The sequence below is a fragment of the Yoonia sp. R2331 genome (genome assembly GCF_041103235.1).
In the GTDB taxonomy this organism is placed as follows: Bacteria; Pseudomonadota; Alphaproteobacteria; order Rhodobacterales; family Rhodobacteraceae; genus CANMYO01.
In genome coordinates this window covers 273,814-287,823 of sequence record NZ_JBGCUN010000002.1, presented here as the reverse complement: position 1 = coordinate 287,823, position 14,010 = coordinate 273,814, and the positions used below count along the sequence as shown (strand labels likewise).

13 protein-coding genes are annotated in these 14,010 nt (G+C 57.3%); 9 read left to right on the top strand and 4 right to left on the bottom strand.

Features of this window, described 5'->3' with window-relative positions; all coding sequences use genetic code 11:
• Positions 1–185: 185 nt before the first annotated feature.
• The 4 genes from kduD to AB3Y40_RS16150 are packed head-to-tail and all read right to left on the bottom strand — an operon-like array spanning position 186 to position 3,914.
• A complete protein-coding gene (kduD, locus tag AB3Y40_RS16165; RefSeq protein ID WP_369439913.1) occupies positions 186–941 on the bottom strand; it encodes a 2-dehydro-3-deoxy-D-gluconate 5-dehydrogenase KduD in 756 nt (251 codons plus the stop codon).
• On the bottom strand, positions 938–1,765 hold the full coding sequence (gene kduI, locus AB3Y40_RS16160; protein ID WP_369439912.1) for a 5-dehydro-4-deoxy-D-glucuronate isomerase: 828 nt from the start codon (positions 1,763–1,765) through the stop codon (positions 938–940). The genes kduD and kduI overlap by 4 nt, the downstream gene beginning before the upstream one ends.
• Before the next feature lie 28 nt (positions 1,766–1,793).
• Positions 1,794–3,167 (bottom strand): MATE family efflux transporter, encoded by a 1,374-nt coding sequence (locus tag AB3Y40_RS16155; RefSeq protein WP_369439911.1) that lies wholly within the window; start codon positions 3,165–3,167, stop codon positions 1,794–1,796.
• Positions 3,168–3,227: 60 nt separating this feature from the next.
• Entirely contained in the window at positions 3,228–3,914 is a 687-nt protein-coding gene (locus AB3Y40_RS16150; protein WP_369439910.1) for a GntR family transcriptional regulator, read from the bottom strand.
• Positions 3,915–4,073: 159 nt separating this feature from the next.
• On the opposite strand from AB3Y40_RS16150, the gene AB3Y40_RS16145 reads away from it, so the two are divergent.
• The 9 genes from AB3Y40_RS16145 to AB3Y40_RS16105 all read left to right on the top strand — a co-directional run bounded on the left by AB3Y40_RS16145 (position 4,074) and on the right by AB3Y40_RS16105 (position 14,009).
• Positions 4,074–5,150, top strand: coding sequence for an ABC transporter ATP-binding protein (locus AB3Y40_RS16145; RefSeq protein WP_369439909.1), 1,077 nt, complete (start codon positions 4,074–4,076; stop codon positions 5,148–5,150).
• 3 nt (positions 5,151–5,153) lie between these two features.
• Complete coding sequence (locus AB3Y40_RS16140) at positions 5,154–6,167, top strand: ABC transporter permease (protein WP_369439908.1); 1,014 nt, start codon at positions 5,154–5,156, stop codon at positions 6,165–6,167.
• Positions 6,168–6,178: 11 nt separating this feature from the next.
• A complete protein-coding gene (locus tag AB3Y40_RS16135) occupies positions 6,179–7,060 on the top strand; it encodes a carbohydrate ABC transporter permease (RefSeq protein WP_369439907.1) in 882 nt (293 codons plus the stop codon).
• Between the two features lie 24 nt (positions 7,061–7,084).
• On the top strand, positions 7,085–8,644 hold the full coding sequence (locus tag AB3Y40_RS16130; protein WP_369439906.1) for a type 2 periplasmic-binding domain-containing protein: 1,560 nt from the start codon (positions 7,085–7,087) through the stop codon (positions 8,642–8,644).
• Between the two features lie 77 nt (positions 8,645–8,721).
• Positions 8,722–11,043: a DUF4962 domain-containing protein gene (locus AB3Y40_RS16125; RefSeq protein WP_369439905.1), complete on the top strand. Its 2,322-nt coding sequence runs from the start codon at positions 8,722–8,724 to the stop codon at positions 11,041–11,043.
• Positions 11,044–11,057: 14 nt separating this feature from the next.
• Entirely contained in the window at positions 11,058–11,390 is a 333-nt protein-coding gene (locus AB3Y40_RS16120) for a cupin domain-containing protein (protein WP_369439904.1), read from the top strand.
• 31 nt (positions 11,391–11,421) lie between these two features.
• Positions 11,422–12,303: an NAD(P)-dependent oxidoreductase gene (locus tag AB3Y40_RS16115; RefSeq protein ID WP_369439903.1), complete on the top strand. Its 882-nt coding sequence runs from the start codon at positions 11,422–11,424 to the stop codon at positions 12,301–12,303.
• Positions 12,304–12,328: 25 nt separating this feature from the next.
• Entirely contained in the window at positions 12,329–13,072 is a 744-nt protein-coding gene (locus AB3Y40_RS16110) for an SDR family NAD(P)-dependent oxidoreductase (RefSeq protein ID WP_369439902.1), read from the top strand.
• 13 nt (positions 13,073–13,085) lie between these two features.
• Complete coding sequence (locus tag AB3Y40_RS16105) at positions 13,086–14,009, top strand: sugar kinase (protein ID WP_369439901.1); 924 nt, start codon at positions 13,086–13,088, stop codon at positions 14,007–14,009.
• The last annotated feature ends 1 nt before the right edge of the window (position 14,010 follow it).

Genomic DNA, 14,010 nt, shown 5'->3' with positions numbered 1-14,010 from the left:
CCGGTTATCAGTGTCGCATCATCAACGCCATGGACGCCCAGATCGGTCGTGACCTCGTTCTTGCCGGGTCCGCCCACAAAGACTTTTGCGTCAGTGACGTTCATCTAAGCGGGCGGGATGTGGTCCGTCGCGCCTTGGATATTCGGGCACAGAATCACAGCTGGCAACAAGGGCCCGGATCGCGTTCATCGGCCGAGCCACCCTCCATCAACGGGAAGTGTGATGCCCGTCACATAGCGCGCTGCCGGTGAGGCAAGATAGGTCACTGCGCCCGCAATGTCTTCGGGCTCGGCCCAACGACCCAGCGGGATGCGGTCCAGGATGGCCTTGTTGCGATCCGGATCGTTGCGCAGGTCGGTCGTGTTGTTGCTGACCACGTATCCAGGTGCGACGCAATTGACCGTGATGCCTTGGGCAGACCACTCATTCGACAGCGTTTTGGTCACACCCGCAACGGCACTTTTTGACGCCGTATAGGACGGCACACGGATGCCACCTTGATAGGACAGAAGCGACGCGATGTTGACGATGCTCCCCCCTTGTCCGGCACCAATACGGGCCTTGGCAAAGGCCTGGCTCAGGAAGAACACGACCTTAAGGTTGATATCCATCACCGCGTCCCAATCGGCCTCGGAAAAGTCCAGACTGTCCGCGCGCCGGATGATACCCGCGTTGTTCACCAACGTGTCAATCGGCCCAAAATCAGCAACCGCCTGCGCGAACATCTCCTGCGCGGCCGCCACGGTGGACAGATCGGCCTTCAAGGCATCCGCCTTGCCCCCGACATCCGACACCTTGGCAAGCGTGTCCTCCATAGAGGACCGCCCGACCGCAATCACATGCGCGCCCGCCCGGGCCAGATCAACGGCAATGGCCTGACCGATGCCAGTGTTGGCACCGGTCACAAGCGCACGGGTTCCGTCCAGGGAAAAGCGGCTCATCGCAGGTCTTCCATGGCAACCATGTCCATATCGGTGAAGGCCATGTTATCGCCAGCCATGGCCCAAATGAACGAATACGCCGCAGTGCCCGCGCCGCTATGGATCGACCAGGGTGGCGAAAGCACGCATTGTTCATTCCGCACAATCAGGTGCCGCGTCTCGTCGGGTTCCCCCATCAGGTGCACGATGTTCTGGCCCTCCGGAAGATCGAGGTAGATATAGATCTCGGACCGGCGTTCGTGGATATGCGCAGGCATCGTGTTCCAGATCGACCCCGACTCGAATTTGGTCATGCCCATCACAATCTGGCAGCTCTCGATCCCGTCAGGGTGGATGAACTGATAGATCGTGCGTTCATTGCACGTCTCGCGGCTGCCCAATGGAACCTGGTTCGCCTCATCGATTGTCGCCAGCTGCGCCGGGATCGCGCGGTGTGCGGGTGCCGAGATGATGTAGAACCGTGCGTCGGCACCGCTAACTGTGACGGCGCCAGACCCCATACCAAGATAGACCATGTCAAACCGGCCCAATTCATAGGTTTCGCCCGCAGCCTCAACCGTGCCGGATGGGCCAAGGTTGACCAGAACCGCTTCGCGGCGGTCCAGCCATGACGGCGTCCCGGTTTGATCAACCCCGTCGATGGTCAAAGGGCCCGATTTCGGGATCGCGCCCCCGACGATCATGCGGTCATATTGTGTGTAGGTCAGGCTGACTTCATCGTCCTGCCACAGATTGTCGATCAGGAATTCATCGCGCAGTTGCGTCGTGTCGAAGGTCTTGGCGTGGCGCGGGTCAATGGCGCGGCGCAGGTTTGTTTTTATCATGGGAGTCTCCTTAGTTGTTGTGCGGCAATCAGGCCGTGACGTGAACGTGTTTCCAGTCCCCGCGCCAAAGGCGGCGGTGAAAGGCGGGAAATTTGATGACCTCTTCCCAAAGGAACAGTGAGAGGATCCAAAAGGCAGAAAGGTCAAAGTACAGGATCAGAAGGGCAGTCGCTGGAACGCGGAATGCCCATTGCGACCAGATGAAAATGTGCATGACGTAGACAGTGTCGCCGGCAGCGCGCAGCGTGTTCCCACAGATCGCGTTGGTGGCGCGGGGAAACTGGATGATCAGCAGGATCGGCATAAACCCGAACAGGATCGTCCGCGTCTGCGGCTCGAGGTTAGGATAGATCCAGTCCAGCGACAGACACATGACAAGAAAGATCAGCGCGACAATCGCCGCAGCCACAAATGCCCCACGCCACGCGCGCGCCAGAAACATATCCAGCGTGGCCTCTGGTGTGCGTTGACCCAACAATTGTGCGACCATGATCCCTGTGGCCTGGGTCCATTGCATCGCGACTTGTCCCGCCAAAAGGTTCCATGGCGCAATCAGGGTCAGCGCGGCAAAGTCGTTCAGCGACATATTCGCGTAGATCAGTGAACAGACATGCGTTGCCAATGTTGCGCTGACGAAGGTCGCCGCGATTGGCAGCGAAAACCGGACATGCCGGATCAGCGTCGGCTTGAACGTTCCGTGGTGCCAGCCAACAACGCGCCTTAGCCGCCCATCGGTCGAAACCAGTAACGCAATCCAGAACCCCGTTTGCAGCGTAATCGCGATAGCACTGCCAAGTGCGGCACCCGCAACGCCCAGCGCAGGAAATCCCATATAGCCGTGGATCAGGATGATGCTCGCCGTGATGTTGATGGGCACCGAAATCAGATAGCCATAAAGCGGCAATTTGCTTTTACTGCATCCGTTGAAAAAGCTGGCGATGCATTGGCCGATGGCCTCCGCAAGGATCACGATCGTGAATATCCAAAGGTAGCTCTGAGCCTGCGCCGCGATCGCATCAGAGGGGGCGAGCATGCCGATCAGCAAAGGCCCCCACATGAATATGACACCAACCCCGACGGCACCAATAGCCACGCTGACCGTCAGACCCGACGCCAGCACTGATTTCAGAAAGACAGAGTCGCCGCTACCAAACGCCTGTGCCGTTCGGATTTGCATGGCGTGGGAAAACGCAAAGATGACGCCAAGGACGATTCCGCCCAAAGCAGCTGCCAACCCCATAGCGGCCAGCGCGCCTTCGCCCAGTGCGGACAAAAGAAACCCGTCGACCACGACAGTTCCGTGCAGAAAAATCGCTTTCAGGGTCATCGGCCAGGCCAATGAAAAGACCTGCGCTGCACCTGGTGTTTGCCGCTCCGTGGATTGCGGCACATGATCGGTCATCGGGGTATCTCAAATCCAGCTATGACGCCACTTGGAACAGGGCCTTCGGCCCGGCCCGTGTTACGCGTGATCAAAGTAATTGGCATTCGTGGCACTTATCCGTTCAATCGTCTCATCGAGACGAGACAAGTGCTTTAGCCCCGCTGCGACGGCTGCATCGGGATCGTGCTTGATGACCGCTTTGGCAATTTTTGTGTGATCCGCTGCGAGCTCTGGCATGCGCTGTTCTTTCTCGCGCCCCAGCATACACAAGCGGTCTACCTTCGCCTTCTCTTCAAGAATAACGTCAAAGGCATAATCGACCTGTCCGATCTGACACAGGATCTGATGGAATTGATAATCGAGCTTCCCGAAACGCGCGACGTCTTTGGCGTTCATCGCCTCCATTTGTAGCTCCAACGAGTCATGCAAAAGCGCTTCGCCCGCCGCATCGCACAAAGTGGCGGCGCGGCGCAAAACCTCCGTTTCGATTGCGGCGCGAATGAACCGCGCCTTTTCGATCTGCCGCATCGAAAAGCGTCTCACTTCCGTGCTGCGCTGCGGGCGGATCAAAAGCAGGTCAAGATTGGCAAGGCGGCTGAACGCATCCCGGACAGGTTGCCGTGACACCCCGAACTGCGCGGCGATATCAGCCTCGGAAATACGGTCCCCGGGCTTCAACTGGAGCGTCGCAATCTGCTCATGAAGCGCGTCAAATACATCATCCACGCTTGTGCGGCGTTCGGTTTTCGCTGAATTCGGGATCATCTTTCAGTCCTCACTTTCGTCCAAAGACGTCCGTGACGTTATCACTGACCAAACTGGTATACTAGACTAGCAATGAACTTTTTAGACTAGTATACCAGTGGGAGTGAGTGATTCGTCACAGAACGAGCATTCCTTCGGCAACGCTTTAGGGAGGGCTAGATGGCCGGCGTAGATCTGAACGAGATTGTAAAGTGCTACGGTGCCTTGCAGGTTGTGCACGGTATCGATCTTAATGTTGCTGAAAAAGAATTCGTCGTTCTCGTCGGCCCGTCAGGTTGCGGCAAGTCAACGACCTTGCGGATGATTGCAGGGCTAGAGGAAATCACCTCTGGCGATCTGATGATTGACGGGCGCCGTATGAACCGCGTGGCCCCCAAAGACCGCGATGTCGCGATGGTGTTTCAGAACTACGCGCTCTACCCGCACCTCAACGTGGCCGACAATATGGCCTTTGGCCTTCGCATTCGTAAGATGCCAAAAGCCGAGATCAAAACAACAATTGATGACGTTGCAGAAATCCTTGGCCTGACCCCCTATCTTGATCGTCGCCCTGCTGATTTGTCCGGTGGGCAACGGCAACGTGTGGCTATGGGCCGCGCGATTGTGCGCCACCCCAAGGTGTTCCTGTTTGACGAACCGCTGTCCAATCTGGACGCCAAACTGCGCACGCAAATGCGGGCTGAAATCAAACGCCTGCACAACCGCCTTGGCGTCACTTCCATTTACGTCACCCATGATCAGGTCGAAGCCATGACATTGGCAGACCGTATCGTCGTGATGAACGATGGCCGGATTGAACAGGTCGGCACTCCGATGGAGCTGTTCAACAATCCCGTAAACACATTCGTCGCCGGTTTCCTTGGGTCCCCCCCAATGAACCAGATGAAAGGGACGCTGACAGACATCGGCGCTAAGGTTGGCGATACTGAGATCAAGATCGACGGTCTTACGGCCAAAGATCAGGGTCGTGATGTCATTCTCGGCATTCGGCCGGAACACGTGATGCTGGGCGAAGGTCAAGCCACAACCGCCCTCCCCATCGACCTTGATCTGGTCGAGCCACTGGGCTCCGAGGCTTTGCTTCACGCTCGCCACGGCCAGGACAATCTGGTCTTCAAGGCCGACACCAACGGCGACATCGCGCATCTGTCGGGTGTCAAAACCGTCCACGTGCCATCCCACTTGGTAAAGGTCTTCGACGCCGGAACCGGCCGCGCGTTGACCGTAGGGGGCTAAGACATGTCGGACCGAAACTCTGACGTCGGTGGCGCCCCTATTGAAGAGATCGTCGTCGAAGCGGGCGAAGCCCTACGAGATCGAAAGCAAACGCGGACGCCCGACAGCACTTGGGTCCGCACTTTGGATCACTTCAAACGAGAATGGCAAATCTATGCCATGCTGCTTCCGACCATCATTTGGTTCATCGTCTTTCTGTACAAGCCAATGTACGGGCTTCAGATCGCATTCAAAGACTATTCGATTTTCAGAGGTGCAGCAGGTAGCCCCTGGGTCGGTTTCGAGCACTTTGAAACGCTGTTCTCGAATGATCAGTTCATCCGCGCGGTCAAAAACACGATCACCATCAGTTTCTACAATCTGCTGTTCGGATTTCCAGCGCCCATCATCCTGGCATTGATGTTCAACGAAATCCTGCACGCCACCTACAAGCGCACCGCCCAGACGATCGTGTATCTGCCGCACTTCATTTCCTCTGTGATTATTGCAGGTATCGTGATCACGGCCTTCTCGCCGACGGTTGGTGTCATCAACACGGTCATTAGCTGGCTGGGGTTTGATCCGGTTTACTTCCTGACGCAGCCCCAGTGGTTCCGCCCGATCTTTGTGGGGACAGGCATTTGGCAAGAAGCGGGCTTTGGCTCCATCGTCTTTTTGGCCGCCATCGCAGGCGTGAACCCGTCACTTTATGAAAGCGCCGTGGTGGACGGGGCGAACCGCTGGCAGATGATGTGGAAAATCACCATTCCGTCGATCCTGCCGACCATCCTGATCATGCTGATCATCCGCATCGGCAACGTGATGGAGGTGTCGTTCGAACTGGTGATCCTGCTCTATCAGCCCGCCACCTACGAGACCGCCGATGTTGTGAACACATGGGTGTATCGTCAGGGCCTTCAGTCGGGTCAGTACGACCTTGCCGCCGCTGCCGGGCTCTTTAACGCAGTTGTTGCCTTTGTCCTGGTGATGACCGCCAACACGTTGTCGCGCAAATTCTCGCGCACATCGCTCTGGTAGGGGGATAGCACATGCAAAAATGGAACCTCTATTCCGGCGGAGACAAGGTCTTTGCGATCACTGTGTCGGTTCTGATCGGGATGTTCACGGCGGCGACCCTATATCCCTTCATCTATATCGCAGCGGTGTCCTTTAGCTCGGGATTTGCAGCCCAGGCTGGCAAGGTCGTGTTGACGCCGATTGACGCCACACTCGAAGCATATGGCTACATCATCTCGGACCCGAAATTCTGGATCAGCTACCGGAACACCTTCATCTACACCATCGGCGGCACAATCATGTCGATGTTGTTCATCATCCCCGGTGCCTATGCCTTGTCGCGGCCGCAGCTGAAGGGACGGCGGTTCTTCAACCTCTTCATCGCCTTTACGATGTGGTTCAACGCAGGCCTGATCCCGTTCTTCCTGAACATGCGTGATTTGAACCTGCTCGACTCCATGTTCGGCATCATCCTTGCGTTCGCTGTCAACGCCTTCAACATCATCCTGCTGCGCAACTTCTTTGAGGCCATCCCGCAAAGTTTCGAAGAAGCCGCGCGCATGGACGGGGCCAATGATTTTCAGGTACTGTGGAAGGTTTTCGTTCCGCTCTCCAAACCGGCCATCGCAACGATCACACTCTTTTGCATCGTATCCCGCTGGAACGGCTTTTTCTGGGCCATGGTCCTGCTTCAGTCCGAAGACAAAATCCCGCTTCAGGTCTTTTTGCGCCATACCATCGCGCAACTGTCTGATGACGATGAATTTGCCATCGTCCAGACCGAAGCGGCCTTTAGCGCTGAAACGGTCACTGCGGCCATTATCGTCTGTTCGATCATCCCTGTGCTGATCGTCTACCCGTTCATTCAGAAATACTTCGAGAAGGGCATCCTGCTCGGAGGTGTAAAGGAATAACCTAACGCATAAGGGAGGAACAAAATGCGTAAAATTACCCTAGCGGCAGCCCTGCTAGCAGGCAGCGCCATCACAACACCCGCTTTCGCGGATGGACACTTGCGGATCTCGGAGGAACCGATCGAGCTGACCATCCAGATGAACCATCGCGCCTACCCCATCTATGATGAGCAATGGCCCGTTGAACAGGTCGCCCGCGAACTGACAGGTATCCACCTGATCAACGACACGGTCGGTGCAAACATGCGGACGGACGAGAATACCGGACGGACGGAAGCACTGAATCTCATGCTGGCGGGTGGCAACATCCCTGACATCGTAGGCTCCAGCCGGATTCGCGACTTTGTGAACCAGTTCGGGCCTGAAGGTGCGTTTGTGCCTCTCAACGATCTGATCGAAGAACACGCGCCAAACATCTCTGCCTACTATGCCACCCGCCCCGACATCGAGGCCGCGGTGAAAGCATCCGACGGCCAGATGTATTACATCCCCTATCTGCCCGACGGCAAATACGGTCGCGGCTACTGGATTCGTACAGACTGGCTTGAGGCGTTGGACCTTGACGTCCCTGAAACTGTGGAAGAGTACGAAGCGGTCCTGCGCGCCTTTAAGACACAAGACCCCAACGGCAACGGTCTGGCCGACGAAGTGCCATTCTTTGCCCGCCAGTGGCCAGAGCTGATCCGTCTTGTGACACTCTGGGACGGCCGCGCGCACGGCTCTGACACCTACCACGACTTCCTGATCGAGGACGGTGTCATCGGACACGGCTATATCGGCGAAGGCTACCGGGACGGTATCTCGAACCTTGCGCGTTGGTACGAAGAAGGCCTGATCGACGCAGAAATCTTCACCCGTGGTTCGTCCGCGCGTGACTTCCTGCTGTCCGAAAACCTCGGCGGTTCGACCCACGACTGGTTTGCATCCACCTCTGGCTACAATCGACTGTCGTCCGAAATTGACGGGTTCGCCTTCGAGGCATTCCTGCCACCCGCGTCCCCATCCGGTCGCCGCATCGAAGAGCATCGCCGCATTCTGGTAAAGCCAGACGGTTGGGCCATCGGTTTTGAGAACGAAAATGTGGTCGAAACGATCAAGTACTTTGACTTCTGGTTCACCGAAGAGGGCCGCCGTCTGGCCAACTTTGGCGTCGAAGGCATGCACTACGACATGATCGACGGTCAGCCGATCTTCAAGCAAGAGTTCCTTGATGCAGGTCCCGTGAACCGGTCCCTCTATCAGGTCGGCGCACAACTTCAGGGCCGTGGTTACTTCCAGGATTACGCCTATGAAATCCAGTGGAGCAACGAATTCGCCCTTGAAGGCATCGCGCTCTATGACACCCAGGACTTGCTGATCGAGGACTTCCTTGGTGTGTCCTTCACGGCTGACGAACAGGCGATCTATGACCGCACCTGGGGGTCCATTCGCGACTACATGCTCGAGCGCCAGCAAGGCTGGATCTTGGGCAACGGTGACGTGATGGCAGACTGGGATGCATACCTCGCCACTCTGGACGAGATGGGCATGCAAGAGCTGCTTACAGTGATGCAGGCCGCCTACGACCGTCAGTACGGCGGTTAATTCTCCCTTTTTGGGGGCGGTCCACAGGATCGCCCCCAGATACTCTTAACGTTCTGAAATGCGGACCCGATTGATCAATGCCAACTGCAGCACTGCCACAACTCGACGAACCCAAAGCGGGCCTATTGACCATTCAATATGGTCCGGTGGCTGACACCGAACTGGTGGAAAACCCGCCGCGTTTTACCTGGCTCCCGGTCCTCGATGATGACGCGACCTATGTGCTGCGCATTTCCAGCGACCCCGCGTTTCCAAAAGGCAAAACGCAAGTCTACGAAAATCTGCCTTTGAATTTCTTTACCCCCGACGATGTCTTGGCGCCGGGGGACTATCACTGGTCCTACGCCACATGGGACAACGCCAAGGGCGAAGCGTCCAGCGATTGGAGCAGCACCCGCAGCTTCACAGTGGCCAAAGACCTCCCCGAAACCCCGCTCCCCGCGCGAGACAACCGTTTGGCGGACGTTGCGGTGGATCACCCACGCTTGTGGATGACAAGCGACCGCCTGTCCGACTTCAAAAAGGCCGTCAAGGAAGACCCTGATCACTGCACCTGGGCGACATTTTACCAGAAATCCGTTCTCCCGTGGATGGACCGGGACGTGATGGGTGAACCGGCGGGCTACCCCAACAACACACGCACGGCGCCAGTCTGGCGCAAAACCTATATCGAATTGCAAGAAGTCTGGTACGCGATCCGCCACCTTGCCATCGGCGGCAAGGTGACAGACGACCCGGCCATGACCGCCCGCGCCAAAGAATGGCTGCTAGAGGTCGCAAGCTGGGAACCCTTGGGCGTGACATCCCGTGCCTATACCGATGAATGGGCCTACCGCGTCTGCAATGCGCTCGCTTGGGGATATGACTGGCTGCATGATGACCTGACCGAAGAGGAACGTGCCACAGTGCGCGCAGCCCTGTTGGAACGCACGCGCGATATCGCTGAGCACGCGATTCTGAACGCCAAAATTCACCTGTTCCCTTATGACAGCCACGCTGTGAGGTCCGTGTCGTCCTGCATCATTCCCGCCTGTATCGCCTTGCTGCACGATGATGAAACGGGTCAGGCCCGCGACTGGCTCAACTACTCAATCGAATTTCTCTACACAGTCTATTCGCCTTGGGGCGACGCCGAGGGCGGCTGGGCCGAAGGTCCGCACTACTGGATGACTGGAATTTCCTATCTGCTGGACGCTGCGAACTGGCTGAAATCCTATACCGGCCTGGATATCTATCGCCGCCCGTTCTTCCAGAACACCGCTGATTTCCCGCTTTTTACCAAAGCGCCGAATACACGGCGCGCCACCTTTGGCGACGACGCCACAATGGGCGATCTGAGCTGCATCAAGATCGGCATGAACCTGCGCCAGTTTGGCGGCGTCACCGGCAACGGCGCTTATCAGTGGTACTGTGACGAAAACCACCGGCTGAACCCCGGTACTGAGGGCGATTTCTACAATTGGGGCTGGTGGGATACCCGGTTTGACGAACTGGCCTTCCGCACAGATTGGCCCTCGGTCGAAGCGACACCCCCCGAAAGCGGCTTTCGACACTTCAAGGGTGTCGGCTGGGTCGGCGTCCAACATGCCATGGCAGAGCCCGACGAACACATCCAATTTGTGTTCAAATCCTCCACCTATGGGTCGATCAGCCACAGCCACGGCGATCAGAACGCCTTTTGCCTATCCGCCTACGGCGAGGACTTGGCGATCCAATCGGGCCACTATGTCGCTTTTAACTCCTCGATGCATCGGAATTGGCGGCGCCAGACCCGGTCCAAGAACGCGATCCTGATCAACGGCAAGGGCCAATACGCCGAGAAAGACAAAGCAAAAGCATTGCGTGCGAAGGGCAAAATCATTGCGGCCGAAGAACGGGACGACCACCTCTTCATTCACGGCGATGCCACCGCCGCCTACCAGATCCTGTCACCCGAAGTGACCAGCGCCGAGCGCGAAATCTATTTCGTGCGCAATTCGTATTTTGTGATCGTAGACAAGGTGGACGCGGAAACGCCGGTTACGGTGGACTGGCTGCTGCACGCCAATGAACCTTTTGAACTTGGCAAGACATCGTTCCGCAACACCCAAAAGCGTGCAGGGTTTTACGGGCAGGTCGTCTGGTCCGAGGGCGGCAAGCCTGTCATCACACAGAAAACCGAATTCACCGATGTGGACCCGGCCGACTACGAAGGCTTGCCAGTCAGTACCGTTCTGACAGCGCAATACCCGGCAGCCACACGGCATCGGATCGCCACGCTCTTGGTGCCGTACAAGCTGGATGCACCAAAGCGAATTTTCAATTTCATGGACGATCAGGGGTATGACGCTGATCTCTATTTCACGGACCCTGACGAACACACGTTCAAGGTTGTCATGAAGAAACTGGCGAACACCTAAAGGAATCATAGCACATGGACGTCAAAAACTATTTCCCTCAAGCCGAAGGCACGCTCGAAACTGTGGACGCCGGCCTTAGCCGCAAGGTTGGTGCGCACAACGACAACCTGATGGTTGTTGAAGTCCACTTCGAGGCTGGCGTGACAGCACCGCTGCACCATCACCGCCACGAACAAATCACCTACGTGATGTCGGGCAAATTCGAATTCACGGTGGGGGATAACACCTACATCGTGGGTGCAGGCGACAGTCTTTATAAAGAGCCAAACATCGAACACGGCGCGACCTGCCTTGAGGCGGGCACGCTCTTGGATGTCTTCACGCCGCATCGCGAAGACTTCTTGTGATGCCAACCCCCCTATATACGGAGACGACGACATGACCAAACCTGTGATTGGTTTCATTGGCCTTGGCCTGATGGGCGGCAATATGGTCGAGAACCTTCAGACAAGGGGCTATGAGCTTGTCGTCATGGGCCGCAAGCCGGATGTCGTCTCTGCCGTGCTGGACCGCGGCAACGCGCGGCAGGCCAGCACCCCCAAGGAACTGGCCGAGGCGAGTGATATCATCATGCTGTGCGTGACCACGTCCGAGGTTGTGGAAAGTCTTGTCTATGGTGATGACGGCCTGTTGGCAGGCGTCAAGGACGGCGCGGTCCTGATCGACTTTGGCACGTCCATTCCCGACAGCACCCGCAAGATCGGTGCGGATTTGGCGGCCAAAGGTGCAGGCATGATCGACGCCCCTCTTGGGCGGACCCCCGCGCACGCAAAGGATGGTCTGCTCAACATCATGGCGGCGGGCGACAAGGCAGTTTTTGACAAGGTAAAGCCGGTTCTCGACGATCAGGGCGAAAATGTCTTCTACCTTGGCGCACTTGGGGCCGGTCACGTCACCAAACTGATCAACAACTTTATTGGCATGACCACCGTCACCGCGATGAGTCAGGCCTTCGCCATCGCCGACCGTGCAGGCGTTGATCGCGGCCAGCTATATGACATCATGTCAGCTGGTCCGTCGAACTCGCCCTTCATGGGGTTCTGTAAGAAGTACGCCGTTGACGGGATCAGCGACCTTGGTTTTTCGATTGCCAATGCCAACAAGGATTTGGCGTATTTCCTGCAGATGGCCAACGATATGGGCACCCGCGCCCAAATCGCGGAAGGCACCTCTGCAAACCTGTCTGCCGCATTGGATGCGGGTATGGGCGACGGCAACGTGCCTGAGATTTTTGACTACTTCCTGAAGCTCAATCGCTGACAGGCCGAACGACAAAGGACAGACCATGAAACTTGCCGGGAAAACGGCCATCGTCACAGGTGGCGGACGCGACATCGGGGCCGCTGCGGCCCGTAAACTGGCCTCAGAAGGGGCCAATGTCGCGATCAGCTATTTTGAAAGCTCCACCGGGGCCGACAGCGTCGTCGCAGATATCGAAAAGGCTGGCGGTAAAGCTGTGGCTGTGCAGGCCGACCTGAACACGCAAGACGGTGTCGATGCACTTGTTGGTGCCGCAGTTGAAAATTTCGGCGGCGTCGATGTGTTGGTCAACAACGCGGGCGGCCTTGTTGCGCGCAAAACCATGGCCGAGATGGACGTCGCGTTCTGGAACACGGTGATGGCACTGAACCTGACCAGCATCTTTATGATGACCAAGGCCTGCCTTGCACATATGGACACCGGCGCGATCGTCAACATCGCCAGTCAGGCCGGGCGTGATGGCGGGGGTCCGGGTGCGGTGGCCTATGCCACGTCCAAAGGGGCTGTGATGACAATGACCCGTGGCCTCGCCAAAGAGGTCGGGCCAAAGGTGCGGGTCAATGCGCTGTGTCCCGGCATGATCGACACGGATTTCCATAACATCCACACGCCCGATGCTGGGCGGCGCGGGTTCGAGGCGAACGCCCCGGTGAAACGTCAAGGCCATGTCGAAGACACGGCAAACCTGATCCTGTTCCTTGCATGTGATGACAGCGCCTTTATGACAGGCACAAATATCGACATCAACGGCGGTATGGTCTTTTCATAAAGGGTGCAAAAACATGCGCGTTCTTGCCATTGGGGAATGCATGGCCGAATTGGCCCCCTCTGAAACTGACGGACAGTTCTGTTTGGGATTTGCGGGCGATACGCTGAACACAGCGTGGTATCTTGCGCGTTTGGCACCTAGCGCGCAGGTGGCCTATTTTACCGCTGTCGGAGATGACGAAATCTCTCGCGATATGCGCGCCTTCATGCGCGACGGCAATATCAATGACCGGTATATCCAGACCTCCCCGGACAAGACGGTCGGTCTTTACATGATCTCATTGAAAGACGGCGAACGCAGTTTTTCCTATTGGCGTGGGCAATCGGCCGCGCGGACGCTGGCGGATGATCCCGCAGCATTGGCCTCTGCGATGGCGGATGCGGATTTGATCTACTTTTCGGGTATCACACTTGGCGTTCTGCCCCCAGAAGGCCGCGCAGCCTTGCTTGCAGCATTGGGTGATGCGCGGGCCGCCGGAAAGACCATCGCTTTTGATCCAAACCTGCGACCCAAACTCTGGTCATCGGGCAAAGACATGACAGCGGGGATCATGCGCGGAGCAGCCGTCAGCGATTTGGTGTTGCCCTCGTTCGAGGATGAAGCAGATTGGTTCAATGACGCATCTCCGCAGGCCACAGCGCAACGCTACGTCGATGCAGGCGCTACAACGGTGGTGGTCAAGAACGGGGCTGATGCGGTTCTTTATGCAGACAACGGACAGTTTGGCGAAGTACCCGTCGCCGCGCTTGATACGGTTGTGGATACCACAGCCGCCGGGGACAGCTTTAACGCGGGCATCTTCGCGGCGCGTGCGGCTGGGGCATCGCTGAAAAGCGGGATCGAAGCAGCCTGCGCGCTGTCGCGGGTTGTGATCGCCCATCGCGGGGCCCTCGTCCCGGTGGATCCAAAGGCACTGCCCCTGCCGTCTGCCACGTGAA